General features: G+C 68.5%; 22 protein-coding genes. 11 read left to right on the top strand and 11 right to left on the bottom strand.

Translation table 11 applies throughout. The features are described from left to right. Positions 1-191: 191 nt before the first annotated feature. The 3 genes from I9P22_RS11160 to I9P22_RS11150 all read left to right on the top strand — a co-directional run bounded on the left by I9P22_RS11160 (position 192) and on the right by I9P22_RS11150 (position 4,485). Complete coding sequence (locus I9P22_RS11160; RefSeq protein WP_199259552.1) at positions 192-1,388, top strand: calcium-binding protein; 1,197 nt, start codon at positions 192-194, stop codon at positions 1,386-1,388. Between the two features lie 312 nt (positions 1,389-1,700). Continuing rightward, the gene (locus I9P22_RS11155) at positions 1,701-2,861 is read left to right on the top strand and encodes a glycosyltransferase family 87 protein (protein WP_199259551.1); all 1,161 of its coding nucleotides are present in this window, start codon (positions 1,701-1,703) and stop codon (positions 2,859-2,861) included. A 142-nt stretch (positions 2,862-3,003) separates the two neighbouring features. Further along, positions 3,004-4,485 (top strand): UbiA family prenyltransferase, encoded by a 1,482-nt coding sequence (locus I9P22_RS11150; protein WP_199259550.1) that lies wholly within the window; start codon positions 3,004-3,006, stop codon positions 4,483-4,485. 17 nt (positions 4,486-4,502) lie between these two features. Here I9P22_RS11150 and I9P22_RS11145 read toward each other — a convergent pair whose 3' ends face one another. After that, entirely contained in the window at positions 4,503-4,868 is a 366-nt protein-coding gene (locus tag I9P22_RS11145) for a hypothetical protein (RefSeq protein WP_199259549.1), read from the bottom strand. A 309-nt stretch (positions 4,869-5,177) separates the two neighbouring features. Between I9P22_RS11145 and I9P22_RS11140 the strand changes: the two genes are divergently transcribed. After that, complete coding sequence (locus I9P22_RS11140) at positions 5,178-6,581, top strand: hypothetical protein (protein WP_199259548.1); 1,404 nt, start codon at positions 5,178-5,180, stop codon at positions 6,579-6,581. Between the two features lie 22 nt (positions 6,582-6,603). On the opposite strand, the gene I9P22_RS11135 is transcribed toward I9P22_RS11140, so the two are convergent. Then, positions 6,604-6,753 carry a hypothetical protein gene (locus I9P22_RS11135; protein WP_233253335.1) on the bottom strand — a complete coding sequence of 50 codons (150 nt, stop codon included), beginning with the start codon at positions 6,751-6,753 and terminating at the stop codon, positions 6,604-6,606. Between the two features lie 288 nt (positions 6,754-7,041). After that, complete coding sequence (gene hpbA, locus I9P22_RS11130) at positions 7,042-9,078, bottom strand: N-methyl-L-proline N-demethylase HpbA (protein WP_199259547.1); 2,037 nt, start codon at positions 9,076-9,078, stop codon at positions 7,042-7,044. A 146-nt stretch (positions 9,079-9,224) separates the two neighbouring features. On the opposite strand from hpbA, the gene I9P22_RS11125 reads away from it, so the two are divergent. The 6 genes from I9P22_RS11125 to I9P22_RS11100 all read left to right on the top strand — a co-directional run bounded on the left by I9P22_RS11125 (position 9,225) and on the right by I9P22_RS11100 (position 15,460). Continuing rightward, entirely contained in the window at positions 9,225-9,863 is a 639-nt protein-coding gene (locus tag I9P22_RS11125; protein ID WP_199259561.1) for a TetR/AcrR family transcriptional regulator, read from the top strand. 341 nt (positions 9,864-10,204) lie between these two features. After that, positions 10,205-11,200 carry an ABC transporter substrate-binding protein gene (locus I9P22_RS11120; protein WP_199259546.1) on the top strand — a complete coding sequence of 332 codons (996 nt, stop codon included), beginning with the start codon at positions 10,205-10,207 and terminating at the stop codon, positions 11,198-11,200. Positions 11,201-11,273: 73 nt separating this feature from the next. Next, complete coding sequence (locus tag I9P22_RS11115) at positions 11,274-12,161, top strand: ABC transporter permease (protein ID WP_199259545.1); 888 nt, start codon at positions 11,274-11,276, stop codon at positions 12,159-12,161. Further along, positions 12,154-13,194 (top strand): quaternary amine ABC transporter ATP-binding protein, encoded by a 1,041-nt coding sequence (locus tag I9P22_RS11110; RefSeq protein WP_199259544.1) that lies wholly within the window; start codon positions 12,154-12,156, stop codon positions 13,192-13,194. Before I9P22_RS11115 ends, I9P22_RS11110 begins: the two co-directional genes overlap by 8 nt. Beyond that, positions 13,191-13,979 (top strand): pyrroline-5-carboxylate reductase family protein, encoded by a 789-nt coding sequence (locus tag I9P22_RS11105; RefSeq protein ID WP_199259543.1) that lies wholly within the window; start codon positions 13,191-13,193, stop codon positions 13,977-13,979. Before I9P22_RS11110 ends, I9P22_RS11105 begins: the two co-directional genes overlap by 4 nt. Then, entirely contained in the window at positions 13,976-15,460 is a 1,485-nt protein-coding gene (locus tag I9P22_RS11100; protein WP_199259542.1) for an FAD-dependent oxidoreductase, read from the top strand. Before I9P22_RS11105 ends, I9P22_RS11100 begins: the two co-directional genes overlap by 4 nt. Positions 15,461-16,266: 806 nt before the next feature. Here I9P22_RS11100 and pta read toward each other — a convergent pair. From pta to tauA, 8 genes are all read right to left on the bottom strand, one after another. Continuing rightward, positions 16,267-17,244 (bottom strand): phosphate acetyltransferase, encoded by a 978-nt coding sequence (gene pta, locus I9P22_RS11095; protein WP_199259541.1) that lies wholly within the window; start codon positions 17,242-17,244, stop codon positions 16,267-16,269. Position 17,245: 1 nt separating this feature from the next. After that, on the bottom strand, positions 17,246-18,265 hold the full coding sequence (locus tag I9P22_RS11090; protein ID WP_199259540.1) for a YeiH family protein: 1,020 nt from the start codon (positions 18,263-18,265) through the stop codon (positions 17,246-17,248). A 123-nt stretch (positions 18,266-18,388) separates the two neighbouring features. Then, positions 18,389-20,170, bottom strand: coding sequence for a sulfoacetaldehyde acetyltransferase (xsc, locus tag I9P22_RS11085; protein ID WP_199259539.1), 1,782 nt, complete (start codon positions 20,168-20,170; stop codon positions 18,389-18,391). 12 nt (positions 20,171-20,182) lie between these two features. Continuing rightward, positions 20,183-21,634 carry an NAD(P)/FAD-dependent oxidoreductase gene (locus I9P22_RS11080; RefSeq protein WP_233253334.1) on the bottom strand — a complete coding sequence of 484 codons (1,452 nt, stop codon included), beginning with the start codon at positions 21,632-21,634 and terminating at the stop codon, positions 20,183-20,185. 8 nt (positions 21,635-21,642) lie between these two features. Further along, the gene (locus I9P22_RS11075; RefSeq protein ID WP_199259538.1) at positions 21,643-22,059 is read right to left on the bottom strand and encodes a nuclear transport factor 2 family protein; all 417 of its coding nucleotides are present in this window, start codon (positions 22,057-22,059) and stop codon (positions 21,643-21,645) included. Positions 22,060-22,150: 91 nt separating this feature from the next. After that, on the bottom strand, positions 22,151-22,978 hold the full coding sequence (locus tag I9P22_RS11070; protein WP_199259537.1) for an ABC transporter permease subunit: 828 nt from the start codon (positions 22,976-22,978) through the stop codon (positions 22,151-22,153). Continuing rightward, complete coding sequence (locus tag I9P22_RS11065; protein WP_233253333.1) at positions 22,971-23,780, bottom strand: taurine ABC transporter ATP-binding protein; 810 nt, start codon at positions 23,778-23,780, stop codon at positions 22,971-22,973. Before I9P22_RS11065 ends, I9P22_RS11070 begins: the two co-directional genes overlap by 8 nt. Positions 23,781-23,851: 71 nt before the next feature. Next, positions 23,852-24,871, bottom strand: coding sequence for a taurine ABC transporter substrate-binding protein (tauA, locus tag I9P22_RS11060; RefSeq protein ID WP_199259536.1), 1,020 nt, complete (start codon positions 24,869-24,871; stop codon positions 23,852-23,854). 154 nt (positions 24,872-25,025) lie between these two features. Between tauA and I9P22_RS11055 the strand changes: the two genes are divergently transcribed. After that, entirely contained in the window at positions 25,026-25,244 is a 219-nt protein-coding gene (locus I9P22_RS11055) for a GntR family transcriptional regulator (RefSeq protein ID WP_233253332.1), read from the top strand. Positions 25,245-25,305: the final 61 nt, after the last annotated feature.

Genomic DNA, 25,305 nt, shown 5'->3' with positions numbered 1-25,305 from the left:
TGGCAGCGCCCCGCCGCGGCATTGCGCCGGAATTCCGGCATTTCCGGTGGCATGGCGGGGTTCCGCTGTGAATCCCGCCGCAAGGCGCGAGTTTTTGCCGGAAGGCCGTCGCCTTCCTGTTTCCCTAACGATTTAGACAAATATTGCCGCTATATACCGCCCTCGCAAAACCAACTTGCCCGGAGTTTGACATGGCAGTGATCCGAGGATCGAATCTCGACAACGCAATGCGGGGCACCGTCGCCAACGACGTGCTCTGGGGCCTGGACGGGGCCGACATCTTCTATTGGCGCAACGGCCGCGGCAACGACAGCATCCATGGCGGCGCGGTCGGGGACAAGTTCGACGCCAACCCCTATACGCCGGGCAATCCCGGCGGCGACCGGTTGATCCTCGAGGGGACCCTGGGCGCCCGGGTGCATTTCTCCACCACCGAGGGCGGCACGGCGCAGATCGGCGGCAACAGCCTGCATTTCGCCGGCATCGAGCGGTTCTTCGGCACCATGGGCAATGATGTGATCCGCGGCGGCGCGGCGGCCCTGAACGCGCCCCATGCCGGCACGCCGCAGCACGGGCTGACCATCTTCTCGCGCGGGGGCCATGACGACATCGTCGCGTCGCGCTTCAACGACATCATCGACGCCGGCGCCGGCAGGGACACGATCCTGGCCGGGGCCGGGGACGATTTCATCCATTCCAGCACCGGAAACGACCTGATCCATGGCGGCGCCGGCGGCGAGAACATCCGCTGGGGCTCGGGCAACAACACCCACAATCCCGGCCATGACACGATCTATGGCGGCGCGGGCAGCGACCTGATCAACGTCTGGATCAAGGACGGCGACGTCACGGCGCGCAACGAGGCCGTCGGCATCCGCGGTGTCGGGGTGACCATCACCGCGATCGGCCCCGAGGGCAACTTCAACGGCCATGCCCAGACCAATATCGGCGGCCCCTCCTCGCTGCGCTTCTTCGGCTTCGAGCTGGGCTGGACCCATGCCGGCAACGACACGATCAACGGCGCCAATGCCACGGTCGCGGCAAACGGCGCCGGGTTCAACTTCAACACCCGCTGGGGCCATGACCGGATGATCGGCAGCCGCGGCAACGATACGCTGGTGGCGGACGAAGGCAGGGACACGGTGAACGGCGGCGACGGCAACGACCAGCTGTGGATCGGCCAGGCCGAACATGGCGACGGCGACCGCGACCGGCTGATCTTCCGCGCCGGCGACGGCCACGACACCGTCTTCGGCTTCGATTCCGACCTGGACATCCTGGACCTGGGCGGGCGCAGCTATTCGGCGCGGGAAACCGGCGACGGCACGCTGCTGAGCCTGGGCGGCGGCGATACCATCCTGCTTTCGGACGTGTTCGACTTCGTCTGAGCCGCGCCGGACGCGATCCGTCGCGCCGGGCCGCTATGCTGGTGCCCGGCGCCACCCCTGCCATGGCCTTGCCGCCCCTCGGCCGGCAAGGCCCCTGCCCCATCCGGTCCCAAGGCCCTGCCCCGGCCGGTCTGCGGCCGGTCCGGCCGCCGATCTGCCCCGTTGGACAGGATGACCGGCATCGGCAAAAATGCCAAAGATGCGTAGGAGCCGCCCTGCGAATCAGCGGGGCCCGGCATGGTGGTGAGGTGACAAGTGCATATTTCTGGCGGGCGTGCCCCGTTCCGGCCGTCGCATGCGATCCCGCTGGCGATGCTGCTGCTGGCAATCGTCGCGCTGACGCTTTTCGGCTATGCCGGGCTGGCGCGCGGGCCCAACTACTTTTCCTTCGACGCGCTGTATTTCTATGTCTCGGGCGAGATGTGGGAAAAGGGGACGACACCCTATGACCCGGCCGCCTTCAAGGCGCAGATGGACCGGATCGTGAACATCTATTCGGTCAGCTACGCCTATCCGCCGAATTCCGCACCCTTCGCCCTGTCCCTGTCGGCCGGCTCGATCCGGGTGGCGCAGGTCATCATCGGCGCGATCAACCTTGCCGCGATCCTGGGCATCCTGGCCTTCGTGCATGGCGCCATCCGCCAGGAGCCGTCGGGCGGCGACGTGCCGGAACGGCAGCTCCGGGCGGCCGAGATCGTTACCTGGGCGGTGATCATCGGCAACCCGTTCACCGCCCATGTGGTCTGGATGGGGCAGACGACGCTGTTTTCCGCCGCCTTCCTGCTGGGCAGCTGGCTCCTCGCCAGCCGGCGGCTCGACCTGCTGGCCGGCATCCTGCTGGGCATCGCCGCCATCAAGCCGCAGCTGGTCTTCCTGACCGGCATCTGGTTCCTGCTGGACCGGCGCTGGCAGCTGGTCGCCGCCTCTGCCCTGACCGTGGTGCTGATGTCGAGCTGGCCGCTCTGGGTGAACGGGCTCGAGGGCTCGTGGCTGGCCTGGATCCGGTCGCTGACGGATTACAAGGACGGCGCCTATAACGCCCTGGCCTTCAAGCATGTGTTCGGGCTGCGCAGCCTGCTGGCCACGCAGGACGTGCTGATTCCCTCGAGCCTGCCGGTGGCGCTGCTCTGCACGCTGCTGCTTTACGGCTTCCGCCGGCATTACCAGGGCATCTGGCTGATCGGCCCGCTGCTGGCCCTGTCGGTGCTGTTCGTCTATGCGCATGACTACGACCTGGCGCCGCTGGCGGTGATGGCCTTCCCGCTGCTGATGGCTGCCCGCGGCCGGCCGCTGGTCATGGGGGCGATCGTCCTGTCGGCCTTCGTGATCTATTTCCCGCAGCGGATCTGGGAGAGCCTGGACCTGGCGGAATTCGCCCGCTCGCGCGAGGTGGCGCTTCTGGCGCTGCTGTCGCTCTACCTGGCCGTCTGCCGCGTGGCCGGGCCGGAAAAGCGGTCGGAGGCGGTGTCTTGAGCGGCCGCCCCACCGCCCCGCCCCTGTCCGCCCGCGGGGGGCGCCCGCCGGCGTCGGGCGGATCGGGATCCGCATCGAGATCCGCGTTCGGGGTCCTGGCCGCGGCGCGTGCAGCCCTTTGCCCAGCAACGGATGCCTACCCATGTCCGTCCTAGATGCGCAGGCGCTGTCGCCGGGGACCGAGACGCCCGCGGCCGGCAAGGCCCTCGTGCCGCTGATCGTCGATCTCGACCGAACACTCTGCCGGTCCGACACCATGCACGAGGCGCTGGTCGGGCTGCTGGCCTCGAGCCCGGCTGCGCTGCTTCGCCTGCCCGCCTGGCTGGCATCCGGCAAGCGCGGGTTCAAGCAGGCGCTCGCCGACCGGCGGATCGTGGATCCCGCCCTGCTGCCCTATGACCCGGCGGTGCTGGCGCTGATCGGGGCCGCCCGCTCCGAAGGCCGGCCCGTGGCGCTGATCTCGGCCTCGGACCAGCGCCAGGTGGCGGCGGTCGCCACGCATCTGGGCCTGTTCGACGAGGCGGTGGGCACCGGCGCGCCCGGGGTCGCGGGCAACCTGTCCGGCCAGGCCAAGGCGGATTACCTGGTCGGCCGCTTCGGTGTCGGGGGTTTCGACTATATAGGCGACAGCGCCGCCGACCTGCCGGTCTGGGCGACCGCGCGACAGGCCTATGGCATCCGCGTGGCGCCGGGGACCGGCAAAAGGGCGAAGGCCCAGGGCACGGCGCTGCAGGCCCTGGGCGAAGGCGCGTCCGAGCTGCCTGCCCTGCTGCGCGCCTGCCGGCCGCATCAATGGGCCAAGAACGTGCTGGTCCTGCTGCCGGTCCTGACCGCGCATGACCTGACCCACCTGCCGGCGGCGCTGCTGGGCATGCTGTGCTTTTCGCTGGCGGCCTCGGCCATCTACATCGTCAACGACCTGGTGGACCTGCCCTCGGACCGCCAGCATCCCAGGAAGCGCTTCCGGCCCTTCGCCGCCGGCACGGCCAGCGTGAAGAACGGCCTGTTCCTGGCCGGCGGGCTGCTGGCCGTCGCGGCGCTGGCGGCGCCGCTGTTGCTGCCGGCGGCGTTCTTCTGGACGCTGATGGTCTATCTGGTGGCGACCTCGGCCTATTCCTTCTCGCTCAAGCGCAAGATGATGGTCGACGTGCTGGCCCTGGCGGCGCTTTACACGCTGCGGATCGTCGCCGGCAGCGCGGCGACCGGGATCGTGCTGTCGCCGTGGCTGCTGGTGTTCTCCATGTTCCTGTTCTTCGCGCTCGCCACGATCAAGCGCCAGGCGGAACTGGAGGACATGCTGGTCCGCGGCTCGGAAAGGACAGCGGGGCGCAACATGATGGTGGGCGACCTGCCGATCCTGCAGGCCATGTCCATCGGCGCGGCCCAGGCGGCGGTGCTGGTCTTTGCGCTCTATTCGCAGGACCCCGAGGTGCAGGAGCATTTCGACGCCCCGGACCTGCTGCTGCTGATCTGCCCGGTGCTGTTCTTCTGGCTGGGCCGCATGCAGCTGCTGACCCGGCGCGGCCACATGACCGACGACCCGATCGTCTTCACCTTCCGCGACCGGGTGGGGCTGGTCTGCGGCGCGGTGATGCTGGGGATCTTCATCCTGGCGGCGCGCTGAGGGCGCCGCCCGCCCTCTCAGGCCGGGGCGGTGGCGAAGGCGGTGACCAGCAGGCCCGAGACGATCAGCCCCAGCCCCAGCGACCGGCCGACGCCGAGCGTCTCTTGCTGGACCAGGGCGTCGATCACCGTCAGCGACACCATGGCCAGGGCGGTGACGGCGGTATAGGTCAGGCTCAGCGAATAAAGCCGGATCGCCGCCACGAAGGCGGTCAGCAGCAGCACGGCGCTGATCACCGCCATCCACATCCAGGTCGAGCCGAGGATCGACAGCACCAGCGCGCCGATGGTGCTGGTGTCGAGATGCTGGCCGCCCTTCTTCAGCAGCAGATTCAGCGCCACATTCGCGCCGGCGGCAGTAACGATCAGGGTCCAGTGGTTCATGCGTGCAACAGGGTCATTGGAAACGAGGGGCGCCGGGCAGATCCCACCCGGGGGGGCGCGGCAAGGCAGGCCCAGATTATGCCGCCCCCCGGCCCGGTTCAAGCGATCCGCCGCCCGTGCGACCTGTCCCTTGCGGCAGGTATCGCGGCCCAGGGGTCGCCGCGGCCGGCCCGGCTGCCGCTAAAATGCCCCGCAAGCGCGCGTTGCAATCCGGCGATTATGGACTAGAACTCGAGTCACCGCGTCCCGCATCGAAACTGGAGCCCCTCCCCTTGCGCGCATCACCCCGGGCCTGGACGGATCGGTAGCATGGCCTCCCTGGTGCTGCTGACCTGGCCGGTCGTGATGATGTGGATGTTCACCCGCTACGACCGGCAGCAGGCGCTGATCCTGTCGCTGGTGGCCGGCTATCTGCTGTTGCCGCCGCTGATCACCTTCTTCGTGCCCGGCATCCCCGGCTTCGACAAGCACACCACGCCGACCGTGGTGGCGGCCCTGCTTCTGGCCAGCCGGCGGCTCAGCGATCCCTTTCCCAGCCCGCCGCCGATGGGATGGCCGCTCAAGCTGCTGCTGGCGATCTTCATCGTCACCCCGCTGCTGACCGACCTGCTGAACGGCGACGTCCTGATCGAGGGCAATACCTTCCGCCCCGGCCTGACCGTCGTCAGCGGCGTCAAGGAGGTGTTCCGCGCCTGTATCGAGGTGCTGCCGCTGTTGCTCGGCTATCGCTATCTGCACGATCATCGCGGCGCCCGGCTGGTCTGCCGCTATATCGTGCTGGCGATGCTGTGGTATTCCATCCCCATGCTCATCGAGATCCGCATGAGCCCGCAGATCAACGTCTGGGTCTACGGCTATTTCCAGCACGACTTCATCCAGACCATCCGCTATGGCGGCTACCGGCCGATCGTCTTTCTCGAGCACCCGCTCTGGGTGGCCTCGATCACCGCCATCGCCCTGGTCTTTGCCGTCGGGCTGGCCCGGTCCGAGAAGCGGCCGCGCGCAAGGCTGGTCGTGGCCTATCTGGTCTTCGCGCTGTTCATCTGCAAATCCGCCGGGGCGCTGATCCTCTCGGCCTTCTTCATCCCGCTGGTCGCGCTCTGCTCGCCCCGGCGGGTGGTGCTGGTCGCGACGGTGGCGGTCTCGGTGGCGACGCTTTACCCGGTGCTGCGCTCCTCGCCCTTCATGCCGCTGCAGGAAATCGTCGACATGGCCAAGAGCGTCTCGCCCGAGCGCGGCCGCTCGCTGGAATTCCGCCTGATGAACGAGGAGCAGCTGCTGGAGCGCGCCATGGAAAAGCCGCTGCTGGGCTGGGGCGGCTCGGGGCGGTCGCTGATCGTCGATCCCTATGACGGCGACCTGGTGGCGATCCCCGACGGGCTGTGGGTGATCTACCTGGGCTCGCGGGGGATGCTCGGCTATCTGTCGGCCTTCCTGCTGCTGGGGGCGCCGGTCTTCCTGCTCTATCGCGCCATGTCCAGACAGCCACCCGGCCCGGCCCCGGAACATGCGCTGCTGGGCGCCATGGCGGTGGCGGTGGCGATGAACATCATCGACCTGATCCCCAATGCCACGCTGACGCCGATCACCTGGCTGATCGCCGGCTCGCTGCTGGGCAATGCGGCGCGGGTCCTTGCCGGCAACGCCGCGCCCTCGGCCGGCCCGCAAACCGCGCCCGAGGCAAGCAAGCCCGGACTGGCGACGATTCTTTAGGCGCGGGGGAGCGTCCGCCGGTTCAGCCGCGGAAGCGCTGCCGGTATTCCCCCGGCGGCAGGCCGGCGATGCGCAGGAACACCTTGCGACAGGCGCCGGGGTCGGAATAGCCGACCTGCCGGGCGATGCTGAACTTGCCGAAGCGCCGACCGCGCAGCGTTCCGGCCGTCACCCTACCGCGCGGAAACGCCTCTTCCCGACCCAGCCAGTCCGGTTCGACCCATTCGACGCCCAGCAGCGCACCACCGGCAGGCTTGCTGGATCGGCGCCCCGTTGCCCCGGTGAAAGCACCGCCTCCGAGATCGTCCGAAGCGAGGCGGGCGAGTTGCCGTCATGGGCGCCCGCCCGCATGGCGGGCAAGGCGATATCGAGGAAATCCTGCAGGGGTTGCGGGCGCGGCATTTCGTTTGCCTCCCGGGATCCGGCCGGCGCGCGGATCATCGCCGCGCGCCGGGATGCGTTACAAGTCCTTGACCAGCCGCAAGGCGTCGTAGATCGCGGCATGGGTGTTGCGGGCGGCGACGGCGTCGCCGATGCGGTAGAGGCGGAAGCGGCCCTCGGGGTTCTTGCGGACCTGTTGCGGGCCGCCGGTGGTCAGGGCCTCGTAATCCACCTCGCCCAGGTTCGCGGACAGCGGCTTCAACTCGAAATACAGCTCGTCCAGCGGCCGCGTGCCGTGGTTGACCACCACCTGGTCGACGATGCGCTCGCGGGTGAAGGCGCCGTAATCGCTGCCGAGGCGCGCGCGCAGCTGGTTGCCCTCGCGCGCCACCGACCTGAGCCGCCAGGTGACGGTGAAGGTTGTGTCGCGCTTTTGCAGGTTGCGCATATAGGGCACCAGGTTCATCGCCATCACCTCGGGCGAGAAGCTGCGGTCTGGCGTCACGATCTCGACCTTGGCGCCGGTGGCCGAGATCAGATCGGCGGCCTGCAGCGCCGCATGGTCGCCGGCATCGTCGAAGATCAGCACGTTGCGGCCCGGCTTCACGTCGCCGGACAGGATGTCCCAGGCGGATGAGACCAACTCGTTGCCCTGTTCCAGCACCTCGACATGCGGCAGCCCGCCGGTGGCGACGATCACCTCGTCGGGCTCGGTGGCCAGCACGTCGGCCGCATCGGCGAAGGTGTTGAAGCTGAACTGCACGCCATGCTTCTCGCATTGCGCCATGCGCCAGGCGATGATCGAGATCATCTCGCGGCGCCGCTCGTCCAGCGCGGTCAGGCGGATCTGGCCGCCGGGCTGGTCGGCGGCTTCGAAGACCGTTACCTCATGGCCGCGCTCGGCAGCGACGCGGGCGGCCTCCATCCCGGCGGGACCGGCGCCGACAATGGTGATGCGCTTTTTCGCCGGGGCGGGCGGGATCATGTGCGGCATGGTCTCTTCGCGCCCGGTGGCGGCATTGTGCAGGCAGAAGGCCATGCCGCCCTGATAGATGCGGTCGAGGCAATAATTCGCGCCGACGCAGGGGCGGATGTCGTCCTCGCGGCCGAGGGTCACCTTGCGGACCAGGTGCGGGTCGGCCATGTGCGCCCGCGTCATGCCCACCATGTCCAGCAGCCCTGCGGCGATGGCGTGACGCGCGGTCGGCACGTCGGGGATCTTGGCGGCGTGGAAGGTCGGAAAACCCGTGGCCTTCCTGATCTGCCCGGCGAAGTCCAGATGCGGGGCGTTCCTCATCCCCTGCACCGGGATCACGTCGGTCAGCCCGGCATCGGTGTCGATATGGCCCTTGACCACGTTCAGGAAGTCGACCAGCCCGCTGTCCTTGAGCTTTTGCGAGATCGCCAGCCCGTCCTCGGCCGTCAGCCCGCCCGGCAGGTCCTCGTCGCCGGTATAGCGCACGCCCAGGATGAAATCCTCGCCGCAGCGTTCGCGAATGCCGCGCAGCACCTCGAAGGTGAAGCGCAGCCGGTTGTCGAGGCTGCCGCCATAGGGGCCGTCCAGGTCGTTGGTCAGCGGCGACCAGAACTGGTCCATCAGATGGCCGTAGGCCTGGATCTCAAGCCCGTCCAGCCCCGCAGCCTTCATGCGCTCGGCCGCATCGACATAGTCGCCGATGATGCGGTCGATGTCCCAGTCCTCCATCTTCTTCGGGAAGGAGCGATGCGCCGCCTCGCGCTCATGGCTGGGCGAGACGACGGGCAGCCAGTCGGCCTTGTCCCAGCGCGTGCGCCGGCCCAGATGGGTCAGCTGGATCATCACCGCGCAGCCATGGTCGTGGCATTCGTCGGTCAGCTTCTTCATCCAGCCGACCACCTCGTCCTTCCAGGCCAGGATGTTGTTGAAAACCGGCGGGCTGTCGCGCGAGACCGAGGCCGAGCCGGCGGTCATGGTCAGCGCCACGCCGGCCTTCGCCCGCTCGACATGATAGGCGCGGTAGCGGTTCTTGGGCATGCCGTCCTCGGGATAGGCCGGCTCGTGGCTGGTGATCATGATCCGGTTGCGAAGCGTCAGGTGCTTCAGCTGATAGGGCTGCAGAAGGGGATCGTTCGACATGGCTCTGCCTGCGAGGGGGGGAGTCGGTGCCGCAAGAAGGCGAGAAATGTTCACTTGTGTCAATAAAAAAATCATTAGTGATCCTTTGGTATGCATCAATGGACATTTTTCTTGAGGCGAATCGCGGCGGCGGCTATGCAGAAGCCATGGAAACCCCTGTTGCTCCCGAGACCGGATGGCGTGGTTCGCGCGAGGGCTGGCTGGAAGCCGGCTATCAGGCGCTGATCGACAGCGGCGTCGACGCGGTGAAGATCCTGCCGCTGGCCCGGCAGCTGAACCTGTCGCGCACCAGCTTCTACTGGTTCTTCGAGGATCGCGAGGCGCTGCTGACCGCGCTGATCGACGGCTGGGCGGAAAAGACCACCGGGCCGATGGTGGCAGCGACCCGCGACTATGCGGAATCGCGGGCCGAGGCGATGCTGAACGTGCTGGCCTGCTTCCTGTCGGGGACTTTCGACGCGCGGCTGGAATTCGCGGTGCGCAGCTGGGCGCTGCAGGACGCCCGCGTGGCCGCGCGCATCGAGGCTGCGGACGAGGCGCGGCTGTCGGCGCTGCGCGACATGCTGATGCGCTGGGACCTTCCCGAACACGAGGCCGATGTCCGCGCCCGCACCATCTATCTGACGCAGATCGGCTATATCTCGATGCGGGCGCGGGAAGGACTGGAAACGCGGCTGGCGCGCATCCCCACCTATGTCGAGATCTATACCGGCCAGGCCGCCGAGCCGCGCGAGATCGCCCGCTTCGACGCCCGCGTCAGAAGCCTGGCGAAAGCCTTGCCATGAGCGGCGCCATGCCAGGCGGCATGCCCTGCATCCGGGGCGGCCCCAGGGCGATCTCCGGTGCACGCGCCCCGGAGCCTGCGCGGGCCGATGGCGCGATTCTTGCACAAAATGCGGTTATCCTTGCATCCCGCCGCGTGCCTGGCTGGAAGGATACCGCATCGGCGGCACCCGACCGCCGGCGGATCCCGCCATGGATCCGCATTGCCCGACAGGCGGCCGCCCTGCGCGGCCGCGTCCCGAGACGAAAGCCGGCAGGAGACCCATCCTGACCCAATCAGCCACCCGGCCTTTTGCGACGGGCCGGGCAGCCGTGATCAATGTCGCGACAGGGAAATGACACCATGAAACGATCCTATCTTTCCGCCTCTGCCCTGGCCCTCATGGCGCTGGCCGGCGCCGCCTCGGCTGATTGCGGCGACCTGACCATCGCCAGCATGAACTGGCAGAGCGCCGAGCTGATGGCCAGCCTCGACCAGTTCATCCTCAACGAAGGCTATAACTGCAACGCCGAGATCGTCGTCGGCGACACCGTGCCCAGCATCACCTCGCTGGTCGAGAAGGGCGAGCCCGAGGTCATCCCCGAGGCCTGGGTAGACCTGATGCCCGAGCTGGTCGCATCCGGGCTCAAGGACGGCAAGATCGTCGAACTCGCCCGCTCGCTGTCGGATGGCGGCCAGCAGGGCTGGTTCATCCCGCGCTACATGCTGGACGAGCATCCGAACCTGAACAAGATCGAGGAGATCCTGGCCCATCCCGAGCTGTTCCCGGCGCCCGAGGATCCGGGCAAGGGCGCGGTCTATAACGGTCCGGCCGGCTGGGGCGGCACGATCGTCACCACCCAGCTTGCGAAAGCCTTCGACATCGAGGGCCATGGCTTCACCCTGGTCGATACCGGCTCGGCCGCCGGGCTCGACGGCTCGATCGCCAAGGCCTACGAGCAGAAGGCGCCCTGGCTGGGCTTCTACTGGGCGCCGACCTCGCTTCTGGGCAAATACGACATGGTGCCGGTCGATTTCGGCATGGAAAACGACATGGCGGAATGGAAGCGCTGCACCTCGGTCGCGGATTGCCCCGACCCCAAGCCGAACGCCTTTCCCGTCGATAACGTCTTCACCCTGGTTTCCAAGGAGTTCGCCGACGCGGCCGATCCGGGGGTGATCGACTATCTGTCCAAGCGCAGCTGGGACAACGGCACGGTCAACAGGATGATGGCCTGGATGACCGACAACCAGGCCATCGGCGAGGAAGGCGCCCGCGAGTTCCTGCGCACCCACGAGGAGATGTGGACGCAATGGGTCTCGCCCGAGGCGGCGGAAAAGATCAAGGGCGCGCTCTGATCGCGATCCGTGCGGGCGGTTTCCGGGCCGCCCGCCCCCTTCCTCCCAGCAAAGAGAGGCGGATGGCAAAGCCATGTCCTGGTTTACCTCATTCCCCCAGATCGACGACGGCTATCTTCGCGACCTCAAGCGGGTCATCGACGAGGGTTTCCGCAATTTCACCCGCAGCTATGGCGATATGATCGAGGGCTTCTTCAGCCCGCTCCAGTCCGTCCTGATCTGGTCCGAGCGGCTGCTGACCAACGCGCCCTGGCCCATCGTCCTGCTGATCGTGGCCGCCCTGGCCTGGGGGGCCAGCCGCAGCCTGCGCGTCGTGATCGGCAGCGTGCTGACCCTGGTGCTGATCGGCATGTTCGGCATGTGGGACGACACCATGAAGACCGTGTCGATGATCCTGGCCGCCACGCTGCTCTCGATCGCCATCGGCCTGCCGCTGGGCATCCTCATGGCGCGGTCCGAGCGGGTGCAGTCGGTGCTGAACCCGATCCTCGACGTGATGCAGACCATGCCGAGCTTCGTCTACCTGATCCCGGTGGTGATGCTTCTGGGCATCGGCCGGGTGCCGGGCCTGATCGCCGTGGTGATCTATGCCCTGCCGCCGATGATCCGCCTGACCAACCTGGGCATCCGCCAGGTCGACCGCGAGGTGCTGGAAGCGGCCGACGCCTTCGGTTCCTCGGCCTGGCAGAAGCTGGTCAAGGCCGAGCTGCCGCTGGCCCTGCCCACCATCATGGCAGGGATCAACCAGACCATCATGATGGCCTTGGCCATGGTGGTGATCGCCTCGATGATCGGGGTGCAGGGGCTGGGCCAGCCGGTGCTGCGCGCCATCTCGAACCAGTATTTCACCCTGGGCCTGTTCAACGGCTTCGCCATCGTCGGCATCGCCATCCTGTTCGACCGCGTCAGCCAGGCCTGGGGCAAGCGGCTGCAGAAGCATCGCGAGGCCAGCCATGGCTGATCCCATCGGCATCGAGATCCGCAACCTCTACAAGATCTTCGGCCCCGATCCCGAGGCGCATGTCGAGGCGGTGCGCGCCGGCATGACCAAGGCCGAGTTGCAGGCCCGCCACGGTCATGTGCTGGGCCTGCGCGACATCAACATCCAGGTTCCGGCCGGCAGCATCCAGGTCATCATGGGCCTGTCCGGGTCGGGCAAGTCGACGCTGATCCGCCACATCAACCGGCTGATCGAGCCCACGGCGGGCGAGATCGTCATCGAGGACCAGAACGTCGTCGCCATGCCGCCCGAGGCGCTGCGCGCCTTCCGCCGCCACAAGACCGCGATGGTGTTCCAGAAATTCGCGCTGCTGCCGCATCGCACCGTTCTGGACAATGCCGCCTACGGGCTGGAGGTGCAGGGCATCTCCGAAGCCGAGCGCTATCGCACCGCCATGCGCTGGATCGAGCGGGTCGGGCTTTCCGGCTTCGAGAAAAGCTATCCCAGCCAGCTTTCGGGCGGCATGCAGCAGCGGGTGGGTCTGGCGCGGGCCTTGGCCAATGATGCGCCGATCCTGCTGATGGACGAGGCCTATTCGGCGCTGGACCCGCTGATCCGCTATGACATGCAGACGGTGCTGCTGGACCTGCAGCAGGAGGTGAAGAAGACCATCGTCTTCATCACCCACGATCTCGACGAGGCGCTGCGCATCGGCGACCGCATCGCGCTGTTGCGCGACGGCTGCGTGATCCAGCAGGGCTCGGCGCAGGACATCGTGCTGCGCCCGGCCGACGATTACGTGGCGAACTTCGTCCAGCATGTCGATCGCGGCCGGGTGCTGAAGGTTGGCGCGGTCATGGTCAGCCCGCATGGCGCCGACAACCTTCCCCAGGCCAGCATCGCCGCGGATGCCAGTATCGCCGATGCGTTGCAGCAGATGGCCGCAGGCGGCCTGCAGGCCATGCGTGTCGAGGCCCCCGACGGCAGGCTGCTGGGCCTGCTGCCCTTCCGCAACGCCATCGACGCCTATACCGGCGCAGGAGCGGCGGCATGAGGATCGGCATCATCGGCGCCACCGGCTGGCTGGGCTCGGCGCTTGGCGCGGGGCTTCTGTCGCGCCAGATCGTCCGGCCGGGCGATCTGGTGCTCCTGAACCGCAGCGGGCCGCGCCCCGATTATCACGGTCATGCCGATCCGGTCTGGGCGCGGGACGTGGCAGATCTGGTGGCGCAAAGCGACGTGGTCGTGGTCTCGGTCCGCCCCGGGGACTGGTCGGGGCTGGACCTGCGGGCCGAGGGGCGGCTGGTCCTGTCCTTCATGGCCGGGATCGGGGCGCAAGAGCTGGCGCGCTGCGGCGGCCGGATCGTGCGGGTCATGCCGAATGCCGCGGCCGAGATCGGCGCCTCCTACTCGCCCTTCTGGGCCGCCGAGGCCGTGACGGATGCCGACCGCAACACGGTGCGGCACCTGCTTTCCGCCATCGGCACCACCGACGAATTGCCGGACGAGGCGCAGATCGACCTGATGACTGCCCTGCCCGGCTCGGGCGCCGCCTATCCGGCGCTGATGGCCGTAGCGATGGCCGGCTTCATGCGGGCGCAGGGCGTTTCCGAGGCCATCGCCTGGCGCGCGGCCGAGGCAGCGGTGATCGGCGGCGCACGGCTGCTGGAGGGCCGGATCACCGACGCGCCGGTGCTGGTCGCCGCCTATCGCGACTATCGCGGCACCACCGCCGCCGGCATCGAGGCGGCCGAGGCGGCAGGTTTCAGCCGCGCCATCGTCGCGGCGCTGGAAGCGGCGACCGACAAGGCCAGGCGCATGGCGGAGGGTCCGGCATGATCCGCCCTGCCCTTACCAGCCTCGACGGGACGGATTACGACGTGATCGTCATCGGCGCCGGCGCGGTCGGCTGCGCCAGCGCCCGGCAACTGGCCGGGCGCGGCTTTCGCACCCTGCTGGTCGACCGCGGCGATATCGGCGCCGGCACTTCGTCGCGCTCCAGCCAGATGCTCTATTCCGGGCTCGGCTATCTCGCCGCGCGCTATCCGCTGTGGCAGATGCCTTTCCGCCCCGCCGACATGCTACGCCGCCTGCTTTACACCCGCGAGGTCATGCGTTGCCGGGCGGAACTGGTGCGCGACATGCCCGGGCACCTGACGAAGCACCGTTTCCACTACCCGTTCCGCAAGGGCGACCGCTATCCGCCCTGGCTGGTCGACCTGGGCTTCCGCCTGGTCGAGGCGCTGGACGGCTGGCGGGTGCCGCTGGCTTATCGCCGCCTTCCCGCCGCGAAAGCCGCCGGCGAAAGCGCCATGGCCGCGGCCCTGGGCGGCCCGCTGCGCGGCGTGGGCGTGTTCGAGGAATACATGTATGCCTGGCCCGAGCGGATCTGCGTCGATACCGCGCTGGATGCCGAGCGGCGCGGCGCCACCCTCCGCACCTATGCCGAGGTCGCCGCGATCACGCGCGAGGGCGGGGGCTGGCTTGTCACCCTGGACGAACGCGCGCCCGGGATGCAGGGCCGGGCGCAGGTCCGCGCTCGGCTGGTGGTGAACGCCGCCGGCCCCTGGATCGACCGGGTGCCGGGCGGCGGCGGCGATTCCGGCAGGCGCCGGGTGATCGGCATCAAGGGCGTCAACGTCATGGTGCGCCTGCCCGAGGCGTTCCGCGGCCAGGGCCTGGAGGCCTTTTCCCGCAAGGGCGAGCCCTATTACGTCTTTCCCTGGCGCGAATTCCATTTCATCGGCCCGACCGAGACCGAGGTCACCGCCGATCCCGACGACATCCGGGTCGAGGATGCCGAGATCGACTATATCCTGGCCGAGGCCAACCACCTGTTCCCCGACCTGCAGCTGACCCGCGCCGATGTGCTGCATTGCTGGTGCGGGGTGCGCCCGACCTCGTCGCGCGACGGCCGCACCACCAGCCTGTCGGTCGAGGTGGCCGAGGATCCCGCGAGGCCCGGCCTGCTGGCCGTCACCGGCTCGACCATCATGCTGCATCGCCACGCGGCGCGGAAGGTCGCGCGCCGTGTCGAGAAGCGCCTGGGAAGGTGCGGCCCCGCCCCCGTCGGGATCATCCCGGCGCCGGAAAGCCGCGACGAGGGCATCGGCCAGAGGGCGGCCCGGGAACATGTCGTGCGCCTTTTAGACCTGATCCGCCGGCGCCTGCCGGACGGGCTGGAGCCCGATCTGGGCCGCGGCCGGGCCGAGGAACTGTCGCGCATCGCCGCCTCCAGCCTCGGCTGGTCCGAAGCCCGCCGGCAGCAGGAATTGCAGCATTTCGAAATGGATACGGCCCGAGTCTATCGCCAGTTGTAGGACGTCTGCCCCGGGTGCCGCCTGTCCGGCGAACCGGCCCCGATGCCTGCAGGCCGCGATGGCAGCCTGCCACGGGCCTGGCGCCACGGCGGCATCGCTCTGATCCCCCGGATCCGATCAGGCAAAGCGCTGGAACCTCGCCCGCCCGCGACAAGGCCACAGGCCCGGCGCGACCATGAAGAATGCCGTCCAATCCGTTGTTATGGAAAGAATGATGGGCGACCTTTGCATCACCGGTCTTCCATGACGTGGATGCGGTCCTGGATGCCGGGACGGCCTGTCGCGGAAAAGCTGGCGCTTTCGGCCGCGTCGCTTCGGGAGGTGAAATCGCAACTGCGGGGGCCGTTTGCGCAAGAGCGTGTCGCGGCATCGGCCGGACCGTTTCCCGATGGTCTGCCGGGACCGAAGGGGCAACACCGGATGGCTGCGGGCAAAGGCCGCCGGCGACAAGGACCCTTGGCGGCAGCAGGCGAGCCTCGGTCGGATCCCTCCGGAATGCCGATGCCCTGCGCAACATCATGCGCGGCGAGGCGCTGGAGGCCCGGGCCGATCCGGATGCGATACCGGCGATCGACGAAACCGGTTTCCTGAAGCAGGGCCGTGCCTCCCGTGGGGTCGCGCGCCCACTTGCCGGCACAGGGCGGACAGGATCGCCACCCCTGATCCGATGGCTCGTCCAGGAAAGCCGCCGCAGGGCACAGCGCCGGATCCAGCCCGCCCGCGCCATCGCATGGTCGCTGTGGCGAAGGGTGCATCGGGCCGTGGCAAGACAGGCTCACATCAGATGCAAAGCGCCAATTGTCATGCTAGGCCGGAACCTTCGCCACCGTCCCGGCCTGAACGGCGGTGACGGCGCTTGCATCGACGATGTCCTGGACCGAGCAGCCGCGCGACAGATCGTTGGCCGGCTTGGCGAGGCCCTGCAGGATCGGGCCGATGGCGGTCAGGCCGCCCAGACGCTGCGCGATCTTGTAGCCGATATTGCCCGAGGCCAGGTCCGGGAAGATGAACACGTTCGGCCGGCCGGTCAGCCGGCTTCCGGGCGCCTTCTTCGCCCGGATCGCCTCATCCAGCGCCGCGTCGAACTGCATCTCGCCATCCACTTCCAGATCCGGCGCCGCGGCGCGGATCAGCGCCAGCGCCTCGCGGATCCGGCCCAGGCTCGGGTGATCGGCCGAGCCTGCGGTGGAAAAGGACAGAAGCGCCACCCGCGGTTCCTCGGCCAGCAGCCGCCGGCAGCTTTCGGCGGCGGAAAGTGCGATGGCGGCAAGCTCGGCCGCGTCGGGCTGGATCACCAGCCCGCAATCGGCAAAGATCATGCCGCCCTTGATCGGTGCCCCGGGCCCGCAGGACAGCATCAGGAAGAAGCTCGACACGATCCCGGCATCCGGCGCCCTGCCGATGATCTGCAGTGCCGCCCGCACCGTGTCGGCGGTGGTGGCGACCGCACCGCCCACCGTGCCGTCGGCCTGGCCCAGCCGCACCCGCATCGCCGCCTGGCGTATCGGGTCGCGCATCTCCTCCAGCGCGCGCTCGGCGGTCATGCCCTTGGCGGCGCGCAGCCTGTGCCAGTGATCGGCGAGTTCCGCCAGGTCGGGGGCGCCGGCCGGGTCGATGCGGCCGACGCCGGGCATCTCGGGCCCGCCCATCAGGGTGACGCGGGCCAGCCCCTCGGCCACCAGCCGGCGGGCGGCCTCGGCGACGCGGGGATCCTCGCCCTCGGACAGGATGATGTGGCGGTTCAGCACCTTCGCGGTCTCGTGGATGCGGTCGAGCGGTTTCATCTCATTCCCCCAGGAAGTGCAGGCCGGCGACGACAAAGACGCCCAGGAACACGGTTTCGGCCACGATCAACGCGATGGCGCCGCCGCCGACCTCGAGCATCTTGCCCAGCGAGGTCTTGATCCCCACCGCGGCGATGGCGATCAGCAGCGCCCAGCGGGACAGCTGCCCGGCGAAGTCCGAGGCCACCTGCGGGATCAGGCCCAGGCTGTTCAGCGCCGCCAGCGCCAGGAAGCCGAGGACAAAGCCCGGCAGCAGCGGCGGCGCCTTGCCGCCATCGGCATCCGAGAGCCCGCGCGCCCGGATCACCAGCGAAAAGCACAGCACCACCGGCGCCAGCATCGAGACCCGGATCAGCTTGACCAGCGTGGCGGTCTCGCCGGTCTCGGGGCCGATGGAAAAGCCGGCGCCGACCACCTGGGCCACGTCATGGATGGTGCCGCCCAGGAAGACGCCGCTGTCGCGCGCCGTGAAGCCGAAGGCATTGGACAGCATCGGATAAAGCACCATGGCCACGGTCGAGAGCACGGTGACGGAGAGCACGGTGAAGACCAGGTCGCGCTCGGACTTCTCGTGCCGGGGCAGCACCGCGGCGATGGCCATGGCGGCCGAAGCGCCGCAGATCGCCACCGAGCCGCCGGTCAGCAGCGCGAAGCGCCAGCCGCGGCCGACGCAGCGGGTGACGAGAAGCGCGAACAGGATGGTCAGCACCACCCCCGCCACCACCAGCGCGATCGAGCGCGGTCCCAGCGCCGTCAGCATCTCGACTGAGATCCGCGCGCCCAGCAGCGCCACCCCCAGCCGCAGCACGGTGCGGGCGGTGAAGGCGATGCCGGGCGCGGTGCGGGTGCCGTCCTCGGCCAGGAAGTTCAGCGCCAGGCCCAGAAGCAGCGCCAGCAGCATGGCCGGGGCGCCGTAATGGTCGGACAGGAACTGCGCCGTGGCTGCGACCAGCGCCGAGACCGCGAAACCCGGAAAGGCCTCGCCGAGCAGGCTGCGCGAAGGGATCATGGTGGTCATCATCGTCGTCACCGGGATGCGGGAAGGGGGACGGCGCGGGGAAGGCCGCGCCGTTGGATGACAGGGATCGGAGCCAATGCGGGCCGCCTTGGTTTTCTGCCCTCTTGGCGTCTGCCGGTGCCTTGCTCAGGCGGCGCCCTTTTGCGGGCGCATGTCGGCCGGGTCGATGCCGGCCACCACCACCGGCTTCTTCATCGCGTCGCGGCGGAAGGGCTCGCCCAGCTCCTGGTTCAAGAGCACCTCGATGAAGGTGGTCTCGCCGTCCCGCATCTGCCGCTCGACCGCCTCGTGCAGGGCCGCGGTCAGCTCCTCCTGCGACCGCACCTGCACGCCGTTCAAGCCGCAGGCCCGGGCGATGCCGGCATAGGAGGTGTCGCGGTCAAGCTCGGTGCCGACGAAGTTGTTGGCGTACCACAGCGTCGTGTTGCGCTTCTCCGCCCCCCACTGGTAGTTGCGGAAGATCACCATGGTGATCGCCGGCCAGTCCGCGCGGCCGCAGGCGGTCATCTCGTTCATCGAGATGCCGAAGGCGCCGTCGCCGGCAAAGCCGATCACCGGCACCGCCGGATTGCCGATCTTGGCGCCCAGGATCGCCGGGAAGCCGTAGCCGCAGGGACCGAACAGCCCCGGCGCCAGGTATTTTCGGCCGGCCTCGAAGCTCGGATAGGCATTGCCGATGGCGCAGTTGTTGCCGATGTCCGAGCTGACGATCGCCTCCTTCGGCACCGCCTGCATGATCGCCCGCCAGGCCTGGCGCGGGCTCATCAGCCCGGCGTCGCGGACCCGCGCCTCGGCGTTCCATTCGGTGCCCGGATCGTCATCCTCGTGGTCGAGGCTCGACAGCTCCTGCGCCCAGCGGGACTTGGTCTGCGCCACCAGGTCGCGGCGCTCGGCCCGCCCGGCGTCGCCCGCCGTGGGGGCGAGCTGCGCCAGGATGCCGCGCGCCACCTTGGCCGCGTCGCCCTGGATGCCCACGGTGACCTTCTTGGTCAGGCCGATGCGGTCGGCATTGATGTCGACCTGGATGATCTTCGCGTCCTTCGGCCAGTAGTCGATGCCATAGCCCGGCAGGGTCGAGAACGGGTTGAGCCGCGTCCCCAGCGCCAGCACCACGTCGGCCCTGGCGATGATCTCCATCCCCGCCTTCGAGCCGTTGTAGCCCAGGGGACCCATGGCCAGCGGATGGCTGCCCGGGAAGCTGTCATTGTGCTGGTAGTTCGAGCAGACCGGCGCATCCAGCCGCTCGGCCAGCGTCACCAGGTCGGGGATGGCGCCCGACAGCACCACGCCGGCGCCCGACAGGATCACCGGGAACTGCGCCTCGCTGAGCAGCTTCGCCGCCTCGGCCACCGCCGCCTCGCCGCCCGCCGGCCGCTCGAAGGCCACCACCTGCGGCAGGTCGACGTCGATCACCTGGGTCCAGAAGTCGCGCGGGACGTTGATCTGCGCCGGCGCCGAGTTCCTCCAGGCCTGCATGATGACGCGGTTCAGCACCTCGGGAATGCGTGAAGGATCGCGCACTTCCTCCTGATAACAGACGCAATCGGCAAAGAGCCGCATCTGCTCCATCTCCTGGAAGCCGCCCTGGCCGATGGTCTTGTTCGCCGCCTGGGGCGTGACCAGCAGAAGCGGCGTGTGGTTCCAGTAGGCGGTCTTTACCGGCGTCACGAAGCCGGTCACCCCCGGCCCGTTCTGGGCGATCGCCATCGACATCTTGCCGGTCGAGCGGGTGAACCCGTCCGCCATCAGCCCGGCATTCGTCTCGTGCGCGCAATCCCAGAAGGTGATCCCCGCCTTCGGGAACAGATCCGACACCGGCATCATCGCCGAACCGATGATCCCGAACGCATGCTCGATCCCGTGCATCTGCAAAACCTTAACAAAGGCTTCCTCTGTCGTCATTCTCATGGCGATGGCTCCTTATCTGCGCTCGTCGCGATAGTGGTAAAGCTTGTAGAGGCCCCATTGGCCGAGGCGCCGGAACGGCGTCTTCCAGCCTTCATGCGGCAATTCCGAGTTGAAGATCGGCAGCGCCGGCACGGACTCGCCCGCGACCAGCTGCGCCATGCGCCGGCCGGCCATGGCGGAATACATCACGCCGTTGCCGCCATAGCCGAGGGCGTAGAAGGCGCCGGGCAGGTCCGGCAGGCCGGTGATGCGCGGCATCATGTCGTGGCTGACATCCACCCAGCCCCACCAGCTGTAGTCGAGCTCGATGCCGTGCAGCGCCGGGAACTTGCGGGCCATCCCCTGTCTAAGCGCCTGAAGATGCGCGGGATTTGCTGCATCTCGGCCGGTGATCGCGGCGCGCGAGCCGATCTGCAGCCGGTTGTCGGGCAGCAGCCGGTAGTAGTGGCGCAGCGTCCTCGTGTCGGTCAGCGGCGAGCCGGTGCGGATGCCGACCGTCTCCAGCTCGCCCGGCGTCAGGACGCGCGTCACGATGCTGTTCGACATGATCGGCATCAGCCGGTCCCTGAGCCGCGGGTGCAGGCCGCGCGGCGCATAGGCGGCCGTCGCCACCGCCACGCGGCGTGCACGGACCGTGCCTCCGGGCGTACACAGGCTGTGCACACCCCCGCGATAGTCCCAGCCCTGCACCGGGCTGTCGACATGCACGGTCGCGCCCAGTTCGCGGGCAGCGCGCAGATAGCCGAAGGCCAGTTTCGCGGCATGGATGCCGACGCCGTCGGCCTCCCACATGGCGCCATGCGCCTCGTGGTCGCGCACCACCTCGGCATGCAGCTGATCGCGCGAGATCATGCGGGCGTCATAGCCGAAGGTGTCGCGCAAGAGCGCCGCCTCGGCCTCCAGCGCCGGCACCACCCCGGGCTTGTGGGCGATGTAGTAATGCCCGCCGTCCTGCGGCTCGCAGTCGATGGCATGGTCGCGGATCAGGCCGCGGAACAGCTCGAAGCCCTCGCAGACCTCGGCATGCAGGCGTTTGGCCACGTCGAGGCCCCAGCGTTCGATCCACTGGCTGCGCTTCAAGCGGCCGGCGCTGACCTGGGCCTGGCCGCCATTGCGGGTCGAGCAGCCATAGGCCACGCCGTTCGCCTCCAGCACCACGGCCTTGATGCCGTGCATCTTGGCCAGGTGGATGGCGCAGGACAGGCCGGTATAGCCCGAGCCGATCACCACCACGTCGGCGTCCAGGTCGCGCGTCACCGGGCCGTCATCCGGCGGCGGGGCGCCGGCGGTGCCGATCCAGTAGGTCGGCGCATAATCGCTGCCCGGACCCAGGCCGCGGGCGGTGATCGGATCATAGAACGGGTCGAAGGGCACCGAACCCGGGCGTGCCTGGCCCGCATCCGGCTTGCCCGGAGGCGTCTGGCCCGCGCATTTCCCGCCCGCACGATTCTCGGTCGCCTGCATGGCGGTCCTCATTTCTCGGCAAGGGCGGGGGCGGCGGCGGGAATGGCCGGGCGCTGCTTGCGGATCGCCTGCTTCTCGACGATCCGGCCGTCGCGGATGCGGAACAGGTCCACGCCCTGAACCTCGATGCGGCTGCCGTCCGGATTGGTGGCGCGGAAGGTCCATTGCGACACGCCGCGCGTGCCGTCCTCGGAGAGGAAATGACTGTGATCGGCCCATTCGACATCCGGCATGGTGGTCCAGACGCTCTCGAAGGCCCGGGCGATGGCGGGTTTGCCCTCGATCCTGTTGCCGTATTCGTGTTCGCCGGCGACGGTGTAGAAGACGCAATCCTCGGCGAAATGGGTCATCACCCCGTCGATGTCATGGCGGTTGAAGGCGTCGAAGGTGGCCTTCAGGTCCTCGGCGGTCAGCTTGCGGGTCATCGGTGGATACTCCTTTCCCGGTCGGCGGCGCGCGGGCGCGCCTCCGGGCATTTGCGGTCAATGGTTGCGGCTCAGCTCCGGTGGGCGGGGGTCAGATCTTGCCCTTCCAGGGGATCAGCGCCCGCTCGATGCGGCGGATCAGCAGGTCGAAGGCGAAGGCCAGCACCCCGATCACGATGATCCCCATGATGACGGCATCGCTGGCGAGATATTCGGCCGAGTTCAGCACCATGAAGCCCAGACCACGATGGGCGGCGACCATCTCGGCCGCGACCAGCGTCGTCCAGCCCACGCCGATGCCGATGCGCATGCCGGTGAAGATCTCGGGCAGCGCCGCCTTGAGGATGACGTGGAAGATCACCTGCAGCCTGCTGGCGCCCATGGCGTAGGCGGCATGGATCTGCTCGATCGAGACCGAGCGCACGCCGGCCCGCGCCGCGATGGCCATGGGGGCGAAGATCGCCAGGAAGATCAGGAAGACCTTGGGAAACTCGCCGATGCCCAGCCAGATGATGATGAGCGGCAGATAGGCCAGCGGCGGCAGCGGGCGGTAGAATTCGATGATCGGGTCGAGAAGGCCGCGGATCACCCGGTTCACGCCCATCAGGATGCCGACCGGCACCGCGATGACCAGCGCCAGGAAGAAGGCGCCCAGCACCCGGCCCAGGCTGGCCAGCGTATGCTGCAGCAGCGTCGAGTTCGACACGCCCTCGGTCACCGCCAGCACGAACTTGCCCCAGACCGCGGCCGGCGAGGGCAGGAACAGCGGCTTGACCCAGCCCATGCCGGTGATCAGGAACCACAGCGCGATCAGCCCCAGGGCGGTCAACAGGCTGATGACGGCGCTGGAGCCGTCGCCGGGCGCGCCATAGGACAGGCCGGGGCGGGCCGGGCGCGCTTTCGTCAGCCGATCAAGCATGGATCTTCTCCCGCTCGCCGGCGCGTTCGTCACCATAGATGATGCCAAGGATCTGCTCCCTCATGTCGATGAAGTCGGGGCTGGACTTGATGGCGCGGGCATTGCCCTCGGCCAGGAAGCGGCGGTTGAAGTCCAGCTCGTAGGTATGGGTGATGCGGCCCGGGCGCGGCGACATGACGATCAGTCGCGAGCCCAGGAACAGCGCCTCCTCGACGCTGTGGGTGATGAAGAAGTACATCTTGTCGGTCTGCTGCCAGATCTGCAGCAGCAGTTCCTGCACCGTCTCGCGGGTCAGCGCGTCCAGCGCCGCCATCGGCTCGTCCATCAGCAGCATGGCCGGGTCGCAGGTCAGGGCGCGGGCGATGCCGACACGCTGCTGCATGCCGCCCGACAGATGATAGATCATGTGCTTGTGGAAATCCTGCAGGCCGACCAGCGCCAGGTTCTTCACTGCGCGCTCGCGCCGGGTCTTCGCATCGACGCCCTGCAGCTTCAGGCCGAATTCCACGTTGTCGATGACGTTCAACCAGGGCAGCAGCGCGTGTTTCTGGAACACCACGCCGCGCTCGGCGCCGGGGCCGGTGACCGGGCGGCCGCCCAGGGTGATCTGCCCGGCCGAGGGCGCCATGAACCCGGCCATCAGGTTCAAGAGCGTGGTCTTGCCGCAGCCCGAGGCACCCAGGGCCACGACGAAGTCGCCGCTCCTGACCTCCAGGTTCACGCCTTTCAGCGCGGTGACCGGGGCGCCCTGGTGATGGCCCGGATAGATCAGGCTGACGTCGGAAACTTTCAGTGTCTGCATCTCGGCGGTCTTTCAGAGGATGGGGTTGCAGGCGCGGGCTGCGCCGGGAAGCGGGCCGGGAAGCGGGCCGCCTATTGCGCCGCGGCGGCCTTGGCGAAGCTTGCGTTCACGAAGGGTGCGTAATCCTCCAGCGCGCCGTCGATCTGCTTCTGCTCGACCAGGAAGCGGGCGCTTTCGCTCAGCGCGCGCACCGCGCCGCCGGCCAGCCAGGTCTCGGAGGCCTGCTCGGCGGCGTCGGGGAAGGACAGCATGTTCAGCGCCGCGACCGCGCCCTGCGGCTCGCCGCCGATCATCTTGACGATGCCGGCGACCTGCGGCGAATCCGCAGTCCAGGCCGCCTTGTTGGCATTGTAATCGGCATAGGCGGCGGCCAGGGCCTTGGTGAAGGCCGCCATGAATTCCGGGTTCTCGGCCGCGAAGGCCTTGTCCGCCACCAGCCCGTCAAAGGTCGGCACGCTGGCCGCGCCGATCTGCTCGCTGTCGGCGATGACCGTGCCCTCCTTCATCAGCTCGGTCAGCGCCGGCGGCCAGACATAGGCGGCGTCGATGTCGCCGCGCTGCCAGGCGGCCAGGATCTGCGGCGGCTTCATGTTCAGGATGTTGACGCCGCGCGGGTCGATCTTCCAGACTTGGTCCATGCCCACCAGCAGGTGGAAATGCGAGGTCGAGACGAAGGGCACCGCGACGTTCTTGCCGGTCAGGTCCGCCGGCGTTTCGATGCCCGAGCCCTTGCGGGCGACCAGCGCCTCGGACTTGCCGATATTGTCGAGGATCCAGAACAGCTCGAACTCCACCCCGCGCGTGGCCGAGGCGGCGATCCCGGTCGAGCCGAGCACCCCCACCGGCACGTTGCCCGAGGCCAGCGCCGTCGAGATGTCGCCGCCCGAGGAGAACTGCCGCCAGTCGATCTCGTAGCCCGCCTCCCTGACGGCCGCGTCCAGCCGGCCGTCGGCGATGGCGGCGACGAAGGGGCCGACGATCTGCTGGTAGCCGACCACCACCGTGGTCTCGGCATGGGCGGGGGCCAGGCCGAGGCCGGCGCCAAGCGTCATCGCGGCCAGGAACGTTCCGGCCCGGTTCATGTCGGTCATTGCTTGTGACTCCCTGTCTGTCGGTTGCTGGCCAAGCCTGCCGGCCCGGCCCCAGTCGCTGGTGGGTGCAGCTCTCGCGGCTGCTTCCTGCGACGAAATGTTGCAGGTGACGGGCCGCAACGATATGTCCAGTTGAAAGCAAAGATAGGTCCAGATGAGCGGTCGGATTCCCGTCGAGATGTTCTTCCTGCGCGAGGATGAGGCAGGCACGCTGCAGGCGCGGCTGGCGGCGGCCATCGTGCGGGCAATCCTGGAAACCCGGGCGCGGCCGGGCACGCGGCTGCCCTCCTCGCGCGGGCTGGCCGATTCGCTGGGCCTGTCGCGGATGACGGTGACGCTGGTCTATCCCCACATTCTCCAAGTAAGTCGCTGATTTCGCTGTCGTAATCGTGATATTTCGCATATAAATCATGGCGTTGACGGCTGCGAGGGGC

The organism is Paracoccus binzhouensis (assembly GCF_016446475.1).
Lineage (GTDB): Bacteria > Pseudomonadota > Alphaproteobacteria > Rhodobacterales > Rhodobacteraceae > Paracoccus > Paracoccus binzhouensis.
Note: the sequence above shows the minus strand (reverse complement) of the source record. Positions and strands in the feature narration are given on the sequence as shown.

Excerpts from the sequence above, each read along its gene's own strand:
- I9P22_RS11105 (WP_199259543.1), top strand. The coding sequence starts at position 13,191 with ATGAGGATCGGCATCATCGGCGCCACCGGCTGGCTGGGCTCGGCGCTT.
- I9P22_RS11155 (WP_199259551.1), top strand. The coding sequence starts at position 1,701 with ATGCTGCTGCTGGCAATCGTCGCGCTGACGCTTTTCGGCTATGCCGGG.
- I9P22_RS11125 (WP_199259561.1), top strand. The coding sequence starts at position 9,225 with ATGGAAACCCCTGTTGCTCCCGAGACCGGATGGCGTGGTTCGCGCGAG.
- I9P22_RS11150 (WP_199259550.1), top strand. The coding sequence starts at position 3,004 with ATGTCCGTCCTAGATGCGCAGGCGCTGTCGCCGGGGACCGAGACGCCC.
- I9P22_RS11090 (WP_199259540.1), bottom strand. The coding sequence starts at position 18,265 with ATGATGACCACCATGATCCCTTCGCGCAGCCTGCTCGGCGAGGCCTTT.
- pta (WP_199259541.1), bottom strand. The coding sequence starts at position 17,244 with ATGAAACCGCTCGACCGCATCCACGAGACCGCGAAGGTGCTGAACCGC.
- I9P22_RS11140 (WP_199259548.1), top strand. The coding sequence starts at position 5,178 with ATGGCCTCCCTGGTGCTGCTGACCTGGCCGGTCGTGATGATGTGGATG.
- I9P22_RS11115 (WP_199259545.1), top strand. The coding sequence starts at position 11,274 with ATGTCCTGGTTTACCTCATTCCCCCAGATCGACGACGGCTATCTTCGC.
- I9P22_RS11120 (WP_199259546.1), top strand. The coding sequence starts at position 10,205 with ATGAAACGATCCTATCTTTCCGCCTCTGCCCTGGCCCTCATGGCGCTG.
- I9P22_RS11145 (WP_199259549.1), bottom strand. The coding sequence starts at position 4,868 with ATGAACCACTGGACCCTGATCGTTACTGCCGCCGGCGCGAATGTGGCG.
- tauA (WP_199259536.1), bottom strand. The coding sequence starts at position 24,871 with ATGACCGACATGAACCGGGCCGGAACGTTCCTGGCCGCGATGACGCTT.
- I9P22_RS11070 (WP_199259537.1), bottom strand. The coding sequence starts at position 22,978 with ATGCTTGATCGGCTGACGAAAGCGCGCCCGGCCCGCCCCGGCCTGTCC.
- I9P22_RS11100 (WP_199259542.1), top strand. The coding sequence starts at position 13,976 with ATGATCCGCCCTGCCCTTACCAGCCTCGACGGGACGGATTACGACGTG.
- I9P22_RS11065 (WP_233253333.1), bottom strand. The coding sequence starts at position 23,780 with ATGCAGACACTGAAAGTTTCCGACGTCAGCCTGATCTATCCGGGCCAT.
- I9P22_RS11160 (WP_199259552.1), top strand. The coding sequence starts at position 192 with ATGGCAGTGATCCGAGGATCGAATCTCGACAACGCAATGCGGGGCACC.
- I9P22_RS11075 (WP_199259538.1), bottom strand. The coding sequence starts at position 22,059 with ATGACCCGCAAGCTGACCGCCGAGGACCTGAAGGCCACCTTCGACGCC.
- I9P22_RS11055 (WP_233253332.1), top strand. The coding sequence starts at position 25,026 with ATGAGCGGTCGGATTCCCGTCGAGATGTTCTTCCTGCGCGAGGATGAG.
- xsc (WP_199259539.1), bottom strand. The coding sequence starts at position 20,170 with ATGAGAATGACGACAGAGGAAGCCTTTGTTAAGGTTTTGCAGATGCAC.
- I9P22_RS11110 (WP_199259544.1), top strand. The coding sequence starts at position 12,154 with ATGGCTGATCCCATCGGCATCGAGATCCGCAACCTCTACAAGATCTTC.
- I9P22_RS11080 (WP_233253334.1), bottom strand. The coding sequence starts at position 21,634 with ATGCAGGCGACCGAGAATCGTGCGGGCGGGAAATGCGCGGGCCAGACG.
- hpbA (WP_199259547.1), bottom strand. The coding sequence starts at position 9,078 with ATGTCGAACGATCCCCTTCTGCAGCCCTATCAGCTGAAGCACCTGACG.